The following is a 15,439-nucleotide window of genomic DNA, read 5'->3' as shown; positions in this document are numbered from 1 at the left end:
CGAGGTACCCCATGAGCCTGCGGTCCCGCATCAACACCCCCGAGGAGAACGGCAGCCGGGGCGAGGACGGCCACCTGGTCTCCTCCTACCGGGCCAAGCTCCTCGAGGAGATCGACCTCGCGGAGATGAGCTCGCTGGCGGCCGCCGAGCGCCGGGCCCGCCTTGAGCGGGTGCTCGGACACATCATCAGCCGTGAGGGTCCGGTCCTGTCGACCGTGGAACGCTCCCAGCTGATCCGGCGGGTGGTCGACGAGGCGCTCGGCCTCGGCATCCTGGAGCCGCTGCTCGAAGACGCCTCCATCACCGAGATCATGGTCAACGGACCGGACTCGATCTTCGTCGAACGCGGCGGCCGCGTCGAGCAGTTGCCGCTGCGCTTCCCGTCCCACGACCAGCTGATGCAGACCATCGAGCGCATAGTCTCCACGGTCAACCGGCGCGTGGACGAGACGAACCCGATGGTCGACGCACGCCTCCCCTCCGGCGAGCGCGTCAACGTCATCATCCCGCCGCTCTCCCTGACCGGCGCGATCCTCACGATCCGCCGCTTCCCCCGCTCCTACACGTTGCAGGAACTGGTCGGTTTCGGCTCGCTCGACGAGAACATGCTGTACCTGCTGGCGGGCCTGGTGCAGGCGCGCTTCAACATCATCGTGTCGGGCGCGACGGGCACCGGGAAGACGACCCTGCTCAACGCCCTGTCCGGGCTCATCCCGGAGGGCGACCGGATCATCACCATCGAGGACTCCGCCGAACTCCAGCTCCAGCAACGGCACGTGGTCCGGCTGGAGGCGCGGCCGCCGAACGTGGAAGGCCAGGGCCGGGTCACCATCCGCGACCTGGTCCGCAACTCCCTGCGCATGCGCCCCGACCGGATCGTGGTCGGCGAGGTCCGCGGCGGCGAGTCCCTCGACATGCTCCAGGCGATGTCGACGGGCCACGACGGCTCCCTCGCCACCGTCCACGCCAACAGCGCGGAGGACGCGCTGATGCGGCTGAAGACCCTGGCCTCGATGTCGGAGGTGGAGATCCCCTTCGAGGCGCTGCACGACCAGATCAACAGCGCGGTCGACGTGATCATCCAGCTCACCCGGTTCGCCGACGGCGCCCGCCGCATCACCGAGATCGCCCTCCTCGAGAGCCACGGCAGCGAGGCGTACCGCCTGGCGACCGTGGCCCGCTTCGACGCCCAGCCCATGGCGGCGGACGGGCGGATCTACGGCCGGTTCGAGTACTTCCCGCTGCCACGCCGTACCGTCGACCGCCTCTACATGGCGAGCCAGCCCACCCCCCAGGCCTTCGGGGTGGCCCAGTCCGCGGCCCAGTTGGCCATCCGAGAAGCCAGGTAGGACAGGTAGGACCCACCCTCATGGACCTCCAGACCCTAGTCACGCTCACCATCGGCGCCACGCTCCTGACGTGCGCGGTCGCCGTCGTGGGCGTCCACTTCTACGCCAGGGGACGGGCCCAGCGGGCGGCACTGGTCGACCGGCTGTCGGCCGCGGGCCAGGTGCCGTACACCGGCCGTCGCCGGCACTTCCGGGACCTGGACCGCCGGCTGCGCCGCACCCGGCTCGGCCGGGAGCTGGAACTGCGGCTGGCGGCGACGGGTCTCGACGTGACGCCGGGCGAGTTCTTCGCCGCGATGATCGGGCTCGTCGGTGGCCTGTGGCTGATCGGCCAGGCGACCCTGGCACCCTTCTTCGGCCCGCTGGCCGGACTCGCGGGCGTCTGGGCGGCGGTGCAGTTCCTCAACTGGCAGCGGCAGAAGCGCATCGAGAAGTTCATCAACCAACTCCCGGAACTGGCCCGCATCCTGGCCAACGCCACCCACGCCGGCCTCGCCCTGCGCACCGCGATCGGCATGGCGGCGGAGGAGCTGGAGGCCCCGGCCGGGGAGGAACTGGCCAACGTGGCCAACCAGTTGGCGGTGGGTGTGGCGATGGAGGACGCGCTCGACGAGATGGCGAAGCGGCTGCCGTCGCGGGAGTTGGTGGTCCTGGTGACGACCCTCGTGCTGTCCAGCCGGGCGGGCGGTCAAGTGGTCAGCGCGCTGCGCAACCTGACCGAGACGCTGGAGGAGCGCAAGGAGACGCGGCGCGAGGTCCGCACCCAGCTCTCCCAGGTCAACATGACGTCGTACGCGGTCCCGGTCCTGGGCATCGGGTCGCTGTTCCTCATGAACGGCGTGAAGGACGGCGCCCTGGAGCGGATGACGGGCTCACCGCTGGGCCAGGGGGCGGTGATCATCGCGTTCGCCCTCTACGCGGTGGGATTCATACTGATCCGCCGTCTGTCACGGATCGACGTCTGAGGAGGGGCGGCTGTGATCGCTTTCGGGCTGGCCCTGCTGATGGCCGTGAGTGTGTGGGGCGTCTTCGCCGGCATCCGCATGTACCGGGCGGAGGTGAAACTGCCGAGCGACCTGGTGCTGGCACTGGAGGTCGGCTCGACCCGCACCGGCGCGGTGGACTCGCTGATCGACCGTATGGGCATGCGGTACGCGCCCGCGGTCCTTCGCCTGATGGGCCCCAAACAGGTGGCGAAGTACCGCCGCAAGATCGACCTGGCGGGCAACCCGGGCGGCCTGACGATCAACCGCTACGCGGCCCGCAGGGCGGTGTACGGCTTCCTGGGCGCCCTCGGTTTCCTGGTCTTCCTCCTCCGCGGCCAGATCCTGGTCGCCCTGCTGCTGCTGGCCTTCGGGGCGTTCTGGACGGAGGTCGGCATCTGGTCGGCGATCCGGGTCCGGAAGGACGTCATCGAGCGCACGCTCCCCGACTTCCTGGACGTGCTGGCGGTGGTGGTGAGCGCGGGCCTGGGCTTCCGCCAGGCACTGGACCGGGTGGCCTCCAAGTACGAGGGCCCCTGGGCCGACGAACTGCGCATCACGCTCCGCCAGATGGACCTGGGCATGAGCCGCCGCCAGGCCTTCGCGGAGCTGCGGCGCCGCAACGACTCCGAACAGGTCGCGATGTTCGTGACGGCGCTCCAGCAGGGCGAGGAACTGGGCGCGCCCATCGTGGACACCCTGGTCTCCCTGGCCAAGGACATGCGCCGCACGGACGCCCAGAACGCCCGCCGCAAGGCCGCCCGCGCGGTCCCCAAGGCCACCATGATGATCACCACCTTCATGGTCCCGGCCACGATGCTTCTGCTGGCCGCGGGGTTGCTCCTCGGCTCGGGCACCGACTTCGGCTCGATCACGGGGAAGTAGGGGGTGGGGGTGTCCATGACTGAGAGTGGTACGGGTGATATCGGCGGGAACACAGTTGACGCGCACCCCCACGTCCCCGCCCTGGACCTCCAGGTCAACGCCCTCCAGGCCATGTGCCGCCAGGTCTTCGGCTTCCGCCTGGCGATGATCGCCCTGGCCGCCCCCGCCGCCCTCCTCAACGCCCACCCCGGCCTCGGCACCCGCCTCGTCGGCGCCGCGGTGGTCGTCACCTTCATGGTCTCCTACGCCCTGTTCAGGGACTGGGAGCGCTTCGGCCCCCTCCTCCTGCGCCACCCCTCCCTGCTCGCCGCGGACACCCTCTTCGCCAGCCTCCTGCTGATCTCCGCGGGCCCCGACACCACACTCGCCTACGTCAGTGTCTGCACCCCCCTCCTCGCCGGCATCGCCTACAGCTGGCGAGGCGCCGCGGTCTTCGCGTCCCTCCAGTCCCTGATCCTCCTGCTGGCCCAGACAGCCCTCCCGCACCCGAACACCACCCCCGCCGACATCCTGCTCCTCCCCGGCTTCTGCGTGATCACGGGCGCGGTCGGCTCCACCCTGCGCAACCTCCTGCTCCGCTTCGGCACCGCGACCCACGCCCTCACCGCGATGAAGGCCCGCCTGGCGGTGACGGAGGCGATCAGCGAGGAACGAGCGCGCCTGGCAAGGGAGATGCACGACTCGGTGGCGAAGACCCTCCACGGCGTGGCCCTGGCGGCCGAGGGTCTGGCCACCTCCGCGGCAGCCCCCGCCCCGGACCCGGCCGTGCTCAGACAGCAGGCCGAACTCGTGGCCCGGGCGGCCCGCCGAGCGGCGACGGAGTCCCGCGAACTCCTCACCGACCTGCGCCGTGACCCGGCCCCCTCGACGGACGTACTCGAAGAACTGTCCACCCGCACAAGGAACTTCGGCGCCCGCACCACACTCCCCACGACGTACCGGGCCCCCAGCGGCCCCCATCCCGCCCTCGCCGTCCCGCACCCCGTGGCCCGCCAGCTCCTCACCATCACCGAGGAGGCGATGGAGAACGCCCACCGTCACGCCGAAGCCACCCGCATCGACGTCACGGCGGACATCGACCCCGACCACGAACTGCTCAGCATCAGCGTCCAGGACGACGGCCGCGGGCTCCCCCCGGACACCACCCTCGACGCACTCCGCCGCTCCGGTCACTTCGGCCTGGTCGGCATGGTGGAACGCGCCGAGTCGGTGGGCGCCCGTATCCACATCGGCGAGGGCGCGGACGCCAAGGGCACGAAAGTGCTCCTGCAACTGCCCCTGCCCTCCCCGAAGTCGAACCGATGACCCCCCACCCCACGAGAGGAGGCCATGACATGCCGGACGACCCCCAGCACCCCACCCCGCCGATCGCGCTGTTCCCGACGGCCCCGGCCACCCCCGTCCGCATCGTCGTCGCCGACGACAACCCGGTGGTCCGAGCGGGCCTCACCGCCCTCCTCTCGGGCCGCCCGGACATCACGGTCGTGGCGGAGGCGGCGGACGGCCGCGACGCGTACGAGGCCGCGCGCCGGCACCGCCCGGACGTGGTCCTGCTGGACGTCCGGATGCCGGGCGTGGACGGCATCGCGGCGCTGCCGTACCTCGTGCCGATCGCCCCGGTGCTGATGCTGACGTACAGCGGGGAACCGGAGACCGTCCAGGAGGCGCTGCGCAGGGGAGCCGACGGCTATCTCGTCCACGGCGAGTTCACGGCGGACCAGCTCGCCGCGGCCGTACGGGACACCGCGCGGGGCCGCACCCACCTCACGCCCACGGCGGCGGGCGCCCTGCTGACCCACCTACGCGATGCGAATGCACACACTGATCCCCATGTCCCCCTACCCGCAAAGCCAATTCCCCTCAAAGGGCTTTCGCAACTGCAATCATCTGTGGCACAGTCGTCATCGGACAGGTCGCGTTTCCAACTCAGCGCGAGGGAGGCGGAGATCATGGACCTCATCGCATCCGGCATGACCAACCAGCAGATCGCCGCCGCCTGCTTCATCAGCGAGAAGACGGTCAAGAACCACATCAACCGCATCTTCGCCAAGCTCCACAGCACGAGCCGCTCGGAGGCCGCCGCGAAGTGGCTGGGCACGGCACCGAGTTCGGGCCGAGGGGTGGGGTGAGCCGTGCCGATGCGAGGTTGGGCCCGGATTTGGGCCCAGGGGCCCTGCGCCGAACGGGATCCGCGGGTCTACGTTCCGGTTGTCGATGGCGGCGACACCGAAGGGTCACACGATGAGCAACCGGTTCCACGACGACAAGGGTCAGACCGCGGTCGAGTATCTGGGCATCATCGCGGTGGTGGTGGCGATCGTGCTGGCGATCACGGGGACGGACATCGGCCAGGCGATCTACGACGCGATCGTGGACAAGATCGACGAGGTCATCGGCGCCTGACGCGGACCCCTCGGCACGACGACGCAGGGCAGGCTTTCCCCATCTACATCACGGTGGTGGCGGGCCTGCTCTTTCTCGCGTTCGCCTTCCTGGCGGTCGGCCAGGCCGGGGCCAACCGGAACGGCGCCCAGACGGCGGCCGACGCGGCGGCACTGGCGGCAGCTCTGGACACCCGGGACCAACTCAGGGACGAGTGGGTGAAGAACGTACTCGATCCCACGAAGTGGCGGGCCATCTTCAACGGCCTCGGGGTGCCGTTCGACGGCTGCGCACGGGCGGACCAACTGGCCGCGCAGAACGACGCCACGGTTGACTGCGCTGCACTGACAGGGACGCTTCCGGGCTACAAGGTCGAGGCAACGACCAACAAGACCGTCGGCGATTCCATCGTCCCGGGCACCGAGGACAAGAGGTCGGTACAGCAGGCCACTGCCGTCATCGAAGCGGTCTGCGACTTCGAACCACCGGGAGTGGACGCCGACGCGGACGTGCTGCCGGTACTCACGTGCGACGAACGTAAGTGGACTCTGGACCCGAGGCACCTCAAGGATCTACCGAAGCCCGAGGATCTCTTCGACGTTCACCTGGCCGACTGACAAACGAACAACAAGTGGTGAAGGACGCAGTGATGAGCATTCGGTTCACGGCGAAGGCCCGCAGGGGGATGGTCGCGCTGGCGATCGCGGCCGGTCTGGCCGTCGGCGTGGCCGGCTGCGGCGGCGGAGGCGACGACAAGAAGCCGGAAGCGTCCGCCTCCGCTTCCAAGAGCGGTGGTTCGGGCGCGAGCACGCAGGAGGGCACGGACGAGCCCATCGCCGAACTCAAGGGTGAGGACGGACTGGTCCTCCTGATCGCCTCCGCGCAACGGGACTCCGGGGGCTTCCTCACGGTGAGCGGCGAGATGAAGAACGACGGCGACAAGGCGGCTCGCGTCTCGGTGCGGACAGCGGGTGACGAGACCGAGATCATCAGGCACGGCTCGTCGCTGGGCGGAGCGACCCTGGTGGACTCCAAGTCCAAGAAGCGCTACTACGTCCTGCGCGACACGGACGGCCGACCTCTGACGACGACGGGCATGCCGAGGATCGAGGCGGGCGGGTCCATCCCGGTGTTCATGCAGTTCCCGGCCCCCCCGACCAACACCTCCGACGTCACCTTCCAACTCCCCACCTTCGCCTCCGCCACCATCCAGATCTCCGGATGACGCCCACCATGACCGCCACCCGAACCCCACCCCGCCTGGCCCTGGCCATCACGGTCGCCTCGCTCATGGCCGCGCTGACCCTCACTCCGGCCCAGGCCGACGACGGCGGCCCCAGCGTCCCCCCGGGCACCGAACCCTCCGCCACCGCCCCCGTCGAGGTGGACCCCAACGACCCGGACCTGAAGCTCCCGGAGGGGGCCACCCTCGCCGAACCGAAGGTCCTGGACATCAAGCAGGTCGTGGAGGACCAGAGCGGGGACGAACGGCGTGAAGACACCAACGCAGACGTGAAGTTCGCCCTCCAGGCGGAGGTCCTGTTCGGCAAGGACAGCGCGAAGCTGAACGGCGAGGCGAAGGCCCGTATCTCCGCGATCGCGGCGGAGATCAAGAACCAGAACGCCACCCGGATCCGCGTCTTCGGCTTCACCGACAACCTCGGCAGCTACGCCCATGGCCGCACCCTCTCCCGCCAGCGCGCCAACGCCGTACAGGACGTCCTGGACCAGGAGTTGAAGGACTCGGGCATCACCTACGAGGTCCGCGGCTACTCCGAGGACTACCCCATCGCCTCCAACGCGACGGAAGCGGGCCGCAAGAAGAACCGCCGGGTGGAGGTGTCGTTCCCGCGGGGGGAGAACTGACCCGGGGCGTTCGAGGGTTGACCAGCGGGTCTTTCTCGATCCGCCCAGTCAACTCCCAAGGGAGTCCGCGCGTCGCGATGATATTTTGCTGACGCATCGCAGATGAATTCGGTTCATCTATCGACGACTTCCGCCCTTTGAGGAGCGGAAGCCGACACGGGGGCAGGACATGTCTGGCGGAACGGACATTGAGGATCCGGCGGCTTTGAACCGTGCGGGCACCGGCGCGCAGGACATGGCGGGGCGGACGCGGACGAAGGGCGCCCACCCGGTGGACGAGACCCGCTCGGCGTCCAAGGACTTCGGCGGTGGCCACTGGGACGGCGGTCTCGGCGGAGCGCTCAGCGGCCTGGCGGAGACCTGGTCGAGTCAGGTCTCCGCACTCGCGTCCAAGTGCGACGGCCTCTCCCGCCAGTGCGGCGGCTCGGGTCTGCTCTACCAGAGCACCGAGACGACGAACACTCAGACGATGCGGTCCCTGTCCGGGGAGTCGTCGCCGTTCGGCTGAGCCGGACCCGCCACCACCCATCGCGATCACCACACCACGGGGACCCAGGCAGCCATGCCCACGTACGAGCAGCTGTACCACCTCAACCTCAGCAAACTCAAAGCGGCCGCCGACCGCTGGCAGGAAACAGCAATGGCGCGTGGGCGTCCGGCATCGTGGGCACCGGCGTCGGAATCGCCGTGCAGGCAGCCCGGGTGGTCATTCTGCCGACGCAGTGCAAGTCTCTCGATGCGCTGCCCGAAGGCGCGCTGCCTGCTCTGGATCGACGGTTCGGCGCCACCCCGGCAAGGGAGCCGATCGGCGAGGCGACCCCGCCGGCGTCCGTCGAGGCGGACGGCAGGCAACTCCTCTTCGGCACGACACGTGCCCGCTCCCCGCACCCTCACCCCAAAACAACCCGCACCCGCACCCCCACCCGAACCCCCCACCCCTCCATCACCCCCGCCCCCGCCTCCAGCACATGCCGGGACCGCACCCGCGGCAGCCCCAGTCGTCCCGGCTTCATCGTGCGTACGGCGATGACGCGGAGCCCGCGGTCGAGGTAGGCGACGTCGATGGGGAAGCGCATGCGGAAGGTGTGCACACTGCCCGCGGGGGAGAGGAGCAGGGCCCCGTCGACGGAGTCCCGGCCCAGCAGTCCCTTCGTCCGGGCGCGGTAGGAGGAGGCGATCTCCAGCGGTACGGCGAGCTCCCCCCGCTCGCCGTGCACGACCAGCTCTCCCCGACCGTCCTGCCAACGCCCCATCCCCGAGCCACCTTTCCGTCATGGCGTTCCCACGCCGTCCCCGACGCCGCCGGTACCGTGGGTGTCGATCCTCTCTCCACTGCCCAGGTCAGGTGTCCGATGCGGAAAATCGTCCTGATGATGTCCATGTCCCTCGACGGCTATATCGAGGGCCCCGACCGCGACATCAGCTGGCACAGGGTCGACGAGGAACTGCACACGCACATGAACGCCACGGTCGGGTCCATGGGCGGGCTGCTCCACGGCCGGGTCGTCTACGAGCTCATGGCCGACTACTGGCCCACCGCCGACGCCGACCCCGACGCCCCCGCCTCCGTCAGGGAGTTCGCCCCGATCTGGCGGAACCTCCCCAAGGTTGTCTACTCCCGGACCCTCACGCACGTCGACTGGAACTCCACCCTCGTCCGTGAGGTCGTACCCGAAGAGGTCCGCGCGCTGAAGGAGCGGCCGGGCGGTGATCTCGCGCTGGGCGGGGCCGGCTTGGGGGAGACCTTCCTGCGGTACGGCCTCGTCGACGAGCTGCGGATCTACGTACACCCCGTTCTCATCGGCCGGGGCAAACCCCTCTTCCCGTACACCGACACGCTGACCTCGCTCCGGCTCGTCGAGTCGCACACCTTCGGCAACGGCGTCGTACTGCTGCGATACGAACCGGAGCCGGAGAACCGTACGACCCCGTAAAAGGGTTGTTCCGTGTCTCCCCCGTGGGTAGGAAGGGCGGCATGACCGGACTCGGCGCTGTGTTCCGTCCCCAACTCCCTCCCGAGCGGTTGCGGGCCCTCGCCCGGCTCGCCGACGAGACGGGGCTCGCAGAGCTCTGGCTGTGGGAGGACTGCTTCCTGGAGGGCGGGATCTCCGCCGCCGCTGCCGCCCTCGCGTGGACCGAGCGGGTGCGGATCGGCGTCGGCCTGCTCCCCGTCCCCCTGCGGAACGTCGCCGTCACCGCGATGGAGGCGGCCACCCTGCACCGGATGTTCCCGGGACGTGCGGTCCTCGGCGTCGGCCACGGTGTGCAGGACTGGATGGGGCAGGTGGGGGCGCGGGCGGAGTCGCCGCTCACCCTGTTGCGCGAGTATCTCGTCGCGCTGCGGGCCCTGTTGGCAGGGGAGCGCGTCACCACGCGGGGGCGGTACGTCTCACTCGACGGCGTCGCCCTCGACTGGCCGCCCGACGGCCCGGTCGAGGTGCTCACCGGGGCCACCGGCCCGCGCACCCTCCGCCTCGCCGGCGAGGCCGCCGACGGCACGATGCTCACCGCCGCAACCCCGCCCGAGGGGGTCCGCCGGGCCCGGCGGCTCATCGACGAGGGACGGCAGAAGGCGGGCCGTACGGATCCGCACCGGGTCGTCGTCTACCTCCTCACCGCCACCGGACCCGACGCGAGCGCCCGGCTGCGCGCCGAACTCACCGCCGAGGGCCTCGCCGACGTCCCCGGCCTCGGTGTCGCCGGGGACGCGGACGCCGTCGCCAAGGCCGTCCAGCGGCTCGCCGACGCCGGCGCCGACACGGTCGTCCTCCAGCCGACGGCCGACGAACCCGACCCGGAGGGCTTCGTACGCTTCACCGCGCGGGAAGTCCGGCCGCTGGTGCCGTGACGGGCGACCGGTGTGAAGGCGGACGGCCCCGAAATTGAGGGGCGCTCACCCCCGTCCCCCTGTCACGATCAACTCCATGACCTCCCGACACACCCGCACATTCGAGGACCTGGTCGCCGAGGGCGCCGCCGTGCCCACCGCGGGCTGGGACTTCTCCTGGTTCGAGGGGCGGGCCACCGAGGCACGGCCCTCGTGGGGTTACGCGCGCTCACTGGCCGGACGGCTGGCCGGAGCCGCCGCCTCGCTCGACATCCAGACCGGCGGCGGCGAGGTCGTGGACTTCGCCCTCGGGCAGGGGGTCAAGACGCCCGTGCTCGCCGCGGCCACCGAGGGCTGGCCGCCGAACGTCGCCAAGGCCACCGCCCTGCTGCGCCCGCGCGGCATCGTGGTCGTCGCCGCGGCGGAGGACGCGCCGCTGCCCTTCGCCGACGACACTTTCGACCTGGTCAGCAGCCGGCACCCGGTCAACCCCCAGTGGCGGGAGATCACGCGTGTGCTGCAGCCCGGCGGCACGTACTTCGGCCAGCACGTCGGCCCGCGCAGCGTCTTCGAACTCGTCGAGCACTTCCTCGGCCCGCAGCCCGCGGCACAGAGCGCGGACCGTCATCCCGACCGGGAACGCGCGGCCGCGGAGGCCGCCGGACTGGAGATCGTCGACCTGCGCGCCGAGCGGCTGCGGATCGAGTTCCACGACATCGCCGCCGTCGTGCACTTCCTGCGCAAGGTGGTGTGGATGGTCCCCGGTTTCACCGTGGAGGAGTACGAACCCCGACTGCGGTCCCTGCACGAGCGGATCGAGGCCGAGGGCCCCTTCGTCGCCCACAGCAGCCGCCATCTCCTCGAGGCCCGCAAGCCGCTCGCCTGACGTCCCCGCCCGCGGAGGGCCGCGGGCGGGCTGCAGATAATCGCAAACCGGACAATGGGCGCACCGTCGGTCGATCCACCCCGCATATCCATGGTCTTCACGGGGTTTCCACATCGTTATCCCAGGCAGCTCGCATCCCGGCCTCGGCTGACGTAAATTCAAAGCGAGGCAATTCGCGTCAGCAAAGCTGCGCGGTGGCACCGCGCAGAGGAGGGGGCTGCGCGGTGCCGCGCCCACTTCCCGGCGTCAAAGAAACGTTCCGACCCGGATTCACCCACGCGGGCGACGCTCCACGCCCCCATGATTCCGCCGCGATTCGGCCATGAAACCCCCATGAACAGGGCTTCGGCCGACCACCACGCCGTCGCCGCCCGACTCCGGAGAGTAGTTGTGGCACGCCGATGCACGCACCAGCCCTCACGAAGGGTTATGGTGGGAACCCCCCCTCGGGCCGGTCCGTCTCCCCCCCACGGACCGGCCCGTTTTTTGTGCCCACACCCACGCGCACGCCACGCGCATGTCATGCGCACGAGCCGCGCATGACAGCGGCGGCCGGGGTACCCGTCAGGGCGCGGGGCCCGTATCGGCAGGCGCTCCGCCGCACGGGCGCGACCGGCCCCCGACGAGCCGCGGGCGCCCATGCACCAGAAGGCCCCGCGCAGTTGGTGCCCGGAACCACCGGTACGCTCTAGCCGCGGGGACCGCCATCTCAAAGGGGCTGACTTTCACGTGAACCTGCGCGACAAGCTGCGCGGCCTGCTGGTCAAGGTCTACGCACGCCGGGTGGAAGGCCACCTGGACCACGCCCAGGTGCCCAAGCACATCGGTGTCATCGTGGACGGCAGCCGGCGCTGGGCGAAGGCCGCCGGTTCCACCCCTGTCGACGGTCACCGCGCCGGTGCGGAGAAGATCGAGGAGTTCCTCGGCTGGTGCACCGAGACGGACGTCGAGGTCGTCACCCTCTGGCTGCTGTCGACGGACAACTTCAACCGCCCGCCGGAGGAGCTCGGCCCCCTCCTCGGCATCATCGAGGACGTCGTCCGCACCCTCGCCGCCGACGGCCGCTGGCGCGTCCACCACGTCGGCACCCCCGACCTGCTGCCCTCCCCGATGCAGACGGCGCTGAAGGAGGCGGAGGAGGCCACCGCCCACGTCGACGGAATACTCGTCAACGTCGCCATCGGCTACGGCGGCCGCCAGGAGATCGCCGACGCCGTTCGGTCGATGCTGCTGGACGCGCACGACAAGGGCACCTCGATGGAGGAGCTCGCCGAGGCCGTCGACATCGACATGATCGGCCGCCATCTGTACACCGGCGACCAGCCCGACCCCGACCTCGTGATCCGTACCAGCGGCGAGCAGCGGCTGTCCGGATTCATGCTGTGGCAGACGGCCCACTCGGAGTACTACTTCTGCGAGGTCTTCTGGCCGGCCTTCCGCAAGGTCGACTTCCTGCGCGCCCTGCGCGACTACGCGGCCCGCCACCGCCGCTACGGCGGCTGACACAGACGGCCCACAGAGAGCGCTCCACCGCTCCACAGAGAGCGCTCGTATACCCCGTTTGGGGCGGAAGTAACAAGGAGTTCACCAGCGCGCCGTCACATGTGCTGGCATGGCACCGCATGTTCGAGGGCATAAGCCAGTCAGGTCGATGCCCGAACCACGGGTGTCGGTTCTCAGCGGGCGGCACGGGGCCGTCCGCCCGGGAGGCCCTTTGCACCAGCTCGACCGTGCGGTAACAGCACGGAAGAAGCAGTGGAGGGCCGGTTCCCGGCCCGTGCAAACGGGCCGTCGACCGGTCCAGCTCCACTCCGTCGCTCCCCGACCTCATCCGAGGGGGTACGTCCTTCCGTGGTGACCAGCACAAAGCGCCGTATGCCTGACCGGCGCACCTATGTTCTCGACACCAGCGTCCTGCTGGCCGACCCGAACGCCCTGAGCCGCTTCGACGAGCACGAGGTAGTGCTCCCCATCGTCGTGGTCACGGAGCTGGAGGCCAAGAGGCACCATCCCGAACTCGGCTATTTCGCCCGGCAGGCCCTCCGGCTGCTCGACGAGTTCCGCGTGAGGTTCGGCCGCCTCGACGCCCCCATCCCGATCGGGGAGCTGGGCGGGACCGTCCGTGTCGAGCTCAACCACTCGGACCCCAGCGTGCTGCCCAGCGGCTACCGCCTGGGGGACAACGACTCCCGCATCCTCGCGGTCGCCCGCAATCTGCAGGCCGAGGGGTTCGACGTCACCGTCGTCTCGAAGGACCTCCCGCTCAGGATCAAGGCGTCCTCGGTCGGACTCCTCGCCGAGGAGTACCGGGCCGAGCTCGCCATCACGGGCTCCTCCGGCTGGACCGGAATGTCCGAACTGACCCTGCCGGGCGAACAGGTGGACATCCTCTTCGAGGAAGGCCACGTCCACGTCCCGGAGGCCTCCGAACTGCCCGTGCACACGGGGCTGACCATCCATTCCGAGCGCGGCAAGGCGCTCGGCAGGGTCTCGCCCGAGGGCAACGTCCGCCTGGTGCGCGGTGACCGGGAGGCGTTCGGCATCAAGGGCCGCAGCGCGGAGCAGCGCATCGCGCTGGACATCCTGCTCGACCCGGACATCGGGATCGTGTCGATGGGCGGCCGAGCCGGCACCGGCAAGTCGGCGCTCGCGCTCTGCGCGGGCCTGGAGGCGGTCCTGGAGCGCCGCCAGCACCAGAAGGTGATGGTCTTCCGGCCGCTGTACGCGGTCGGCGGGCAGGAGCTCGGCTATCTGCCGGGCTCCGAGTCCGAGAAGATGAGCCCCTGGGCGCAGGCGGTCTTCGACACCCTGTCCGCGGTCGCCAGCCGTGAAGTCATCGAGGAGGTCACCGCGCGCGGGATGCTCGAGGTCCTGCCGCTCACTCACATCCGCGGCCGCTCGCTCCACGACGCGTTCGTGATCGTGGACGAGGCGCAGTCCCTGGAACGGAATGTGCTTCTCACCGTTCTGTCCCGAATCGGCGCGAATTCACGGGTCGTTCTGACCCATGACGTGGCCCAGCGGGACAATCTGCGGGTGGGGCGCTACGACGGTGTGGTCGCCGTGGTGGAGAAGCTGAAGGGGCACCCCCTCTTCGCCCACGTCACGCTGACGAGGTCCGAGAGGTCCCAGATCGCGGCCCTTGTGACCGAAATGCTCGAAGACGGCCAGATCTGATACAACCCCGGGAAACCCGGGACCGGTTGGCGCCGTCCGGAAAGGCCAAGAGCCTAGCCGGGCGGCGCCTTCGCGTGTCGAGCTTTCTCGAAATCCCTGGGGTCAAACGGGATGTGAGCTTTCACACGCAACTCAGAATTGCCACCCGGCGTCCGGTTACGGCAGAGTCTCGGTTCTGTCAGGCCCCGCATGCGGCACACCTGTACCCCCAGCGGTACGGCACCACACCAACTCCATAACGTCAGCCGTATGCCGCCCGCGCACCACGCGGCGCTCCTCGCAAGGGAGTTGCCCACCGGGCCCGTGCCTCCCGTGACCCCGTTAGTTGGGAGGCCAGTGTCTAGGGGCACGATTGCGTCCGCCAGGGTCACCGAAGCGGGCGATGCTGGAAGGAAACCGTGTGAGCCCGATTTCGGTCCGGGGATTCGCAGTGGCCTCAGCCACCGCGGTCACCGCTGTCGGAAGCGTTGTCGGAGTTGCCTCCGGCAGTGTCGCGCAGCCGAACGACGCCGAGGCGACGGCAGCCGACACGACGCTCCTGGCGGACATCCCCGCGGGTGAGCTGGCTCAGGTGCAGACCGCGTCCCTCACGCAGCAGGCCGACACTCAGGCCATCGCCGCGGACGCGAGCGCCAAGAAGATCGCGGAGGAGTCGGCCCGCAAGGCCGCCGCCAAGTCCGCGATCGAGAAGAAGGAGGCCGCCGAGCAGGCGGCCAAGGAAGCCAAGGAGCGCGCCGAGGCCAAGGAGAAGGCCAGCCGGAGCTCCTCCAGCTTCCCGGTGCAGAGCTCGTACACCGTCGCGCAGATCCAGGCGATGGCTTCCTCGATGGTGCCGAGCGGGCAGTTCCAGTGCTTCAGCAACATCGTGGACCACGAGTCCAGCTGGAACTACCGGGCCGTCAACGCCTCCTCCGGTGCCTACGGTCTCTTCCAGGCCCTGCCGGGCTCCAAGATGTCGTCGGTCGGTGCCGACTGGCAGACCAACCCGGCCACCCAGATCAAGTGGGGCCTCAACTACATGGACAGCCGGTACGGCAGCCCCTGCGAGGCCTGGTCGTTCTGGCAGGCCAACCACTGGTACTAG

At 69.9% G+C, this 15,439-nt stretch carries 17 protein-coding genes; 16 read left to right on the top strand and 1 reads right to left on the bottom strand.

Annotation, left to right across the window (positions count from 1 at the left end; genetic code table 11):
• Window positions 1-11: 11 nt before the first annotated feature.
• The 10 genes from ABZT02_RS25460 (at window position 12) to ABZT02_RS25415 (ending at window position 7,973) form a co-directional block, all read left to right on the top strand.
• Window positions 12-1,349, top strand: coding sequence for a CpaF family protein (locus ABZT02_RS25460; RefSeq protein ID WP_356021023.1), 1,338 nt, complete (start codon window positions 12-14; stop codon window positions 1,347-1,349).
• A 20-nt stretch (window positions 1,350-1,369) separates the two neighbouring features.
• Window positions 1,370-2,314, top strand: a complete 945-nt coding sequence (locus ABZT02_RS25455; protein WP_356021021.1) for a type II secretion system F family protein — start codon at window positions 1,370-1,372, stop codon at window positions 2,312-2,314.
• 15 nt (window positions 2,315-2,329) lie between these two features.
• The gene (locus tag ABZT02_RS25450) at window positions 2,330-3,217 is read left to right on the top strand and encodes a DUF5936 domain-containing protein (protein ID WP_356021218.1); all 888 of its coding nucleotides are present in this window, start codon (window positions 2,330-2,332) and stop codon (window positions 3,215-3,217) included.
• Between the two features lie 15 nt (window positions 3,218-3,232).
• Window positions 3,233-4,522, top strand: coding sequence for a histidine kinase (locus ABZT02_RS25445; protein ID WP_356021019.1), 1,290 nt, complete (start codon window positions 3,233-3,235; stop codon window positions 4,520-4,522).
• A gap of 29 nt (window positions 4,523-4,551) precedes the next feature.
• Entirely contained in the window at window positions 4,552-5,346 is a 795-nt protein-coding gene (locus tag ABZT02_RS25440) for a response regulator transcription factor (RefSeq protein WP_356021017.1), read from the top strand.
• Between the two features lie 112 nt (window positions 5,347-5,458).
• The gene (locus tag ABZT02_RS25435) at window positions 5,459-5,620 is read left to right on the top strand and encodes a Flp family type IVb pilin (RefSeq protein WP_356021015.1); all 162 of its coding nucleotides are present in this window, start codon (window positions 5,459-5,461) and stop codon (window positions 5,618-5,620) included.
• Complete coding sequence (locus tag ABZT02_RS25430; RefSeq protein WP_356021216.1) at window positions 5,617-6,216, top strand: pilus assembly protein TadG-related protein; 600 nt, start codon at window positions 5,617-5,619, stop codon at window positions 6,214-6,216. Before ABZT02_RS25435 ends, ABZT02_RS25430 begins: the two co-directional genes overlap by 4 nt.
• 32 nt (window positions 6,217-6,248) lie before the next feature.
• A complete protein-coding gene (locus ABZT02_RS25425) occupies window positions 6,249-6,824 on the top strand; it encodes a hypothetical protein (protein ID WP_356021013.1) in 576 nt (191 codons plus the stop codon).
• Window positions 6,825-6,832: 8 nt separating this feature from the next.
• On the top strand, window positions 6,833-7,465 hold the full coding sequence (locus tag ABZT02_RS25420) for an OmpA family protein (RefSeq protein WP_356021011.1): 633 nt from the start codon (window positions 6,833-6,835) through the stop codon (window positions 7,463-7,465).
• A 205-nt stretch (window positions 7,466-7,670) separates the two neighbouring features.
• Complete coding sequence (locus ABZT02_RS25415) at window positions 7,671-7,973, top strand: hypothetical protein (protein ID WP_356021009.1); 303 nt, start codon at window positions 7,671-7,673, stop codon at window positions 7,971-7,973.
• 382 nt (window positions 7,974-8,355) lie between these two features.
• Here the strand turns inward: ABZT02_RS25415 and ABZT02_RS25410 are convergent, their stop codons facing one another.
• Window positions 8,356-8,718 (bottom strand): DUF192 domain-containing protein, encoded by a 363-nt coding sequence (locus tag ABZT02_RS25410; RefSeq protein WP_356021007.1) that lies wholly within the window; start codon window positions 8,716-8,718, stop codon window positions 8,356-8,358.
• A gap of 99 nt (window positions 8,719-8,817) precedes the next feature.
• Here ABZT02_RS25410 and ABZT02_RS25405 point away from each other — a divergent pair, with 99 nt between their 5' ends.
• The 6 genes from ABZT02_RS25405 (at window position 8,818) to ABZT02_RS25380 (ending at window position 15,439) form a co-directional block, all read left to right on the top strand.
• On the top strand, window positions 8,818-9,399 hold the full coding sequence (locus tag ABZT02_RS25405; protein ID WP_356021004.1) for a dihydrofolate reductase family protein: 582 nt from the start codon (window positions 8,818-8,820) through the stop codon (window positions 9,397-9,399).
• Window positions 9,400-9,440: 41 nt separating this feature from the next.
• Window positions 9,441-10,313: an LLM class flavin-dependent oxidoreductase gene (locus ABZT02_RS25400; protein WP_356021002.1), complete on the top strand. Its 873-nt coding sequence runs from the start codon at window positions 9,441-9,443 to the stop codon at window positions 10,311-10,313.
• 76 nt (window positions 10,314-10,389) lie between these two features.
• Window positions 10,390-11,178, top strand: coding sequence for a methyltransferase domain-containing protein (locus ABZT02_RS25395; RefSeq protein ID WP_356021000.1), 789 nt, complete (start codon window positions 10,390-10,392; stop codon window positions 11,176-11,178).
• A gap of 729 nt (window positions 11,179-11,907) precedes the next feature.
• On the top strand, window positions 11,908-12,681 hold the full coding sequence (locus ABZT02_RS25390; RefSeq protein ID WP_356020997.1) for an isoprenyl transferase: 774 nt from the start codon (window positions 11,908-11,910) through the stop codon (window positions 12,679-12,681).
• A gap of 348 nt (window positions 12,682-13,029) precedes the next feature.
• Entirely contained in the window at window positions 13,030-14,355 is a 1,326-nt protein-coding gene (locus tag ABZT02_RS25385) for a PhoH family protein (protein WP_356020995.1), read from the top strand.
• A gap of 382 nt (window positions 14,356-14,737) precedes the next feature.
• Window positions 14,738-15,439: a transglycosylase SLT domain-containing protein gene (locus ABZT02_RS25380; RefSeq protein ID WP_356020992.1), complete on the top strand. Its 702-nt coding sequence runs from the start codon at window positions 14,738-14,740 to the stop codon at window positions 15,437-15,439.

It is taken from the genome of Streptomyces sp. NPDC005402, assembly GCF_040606575.1.
Taxonomy (GTDB): domain Bacteria; phylum Actinomycetota; class Actinomycetes; order Streptomycetales; family Streptomycetaceae; genus Streptomyces.
Note: the sequence above shows the minus strand (reverse complement) of the source record. Positions and strands in the feature narration are given on the sequence as shown.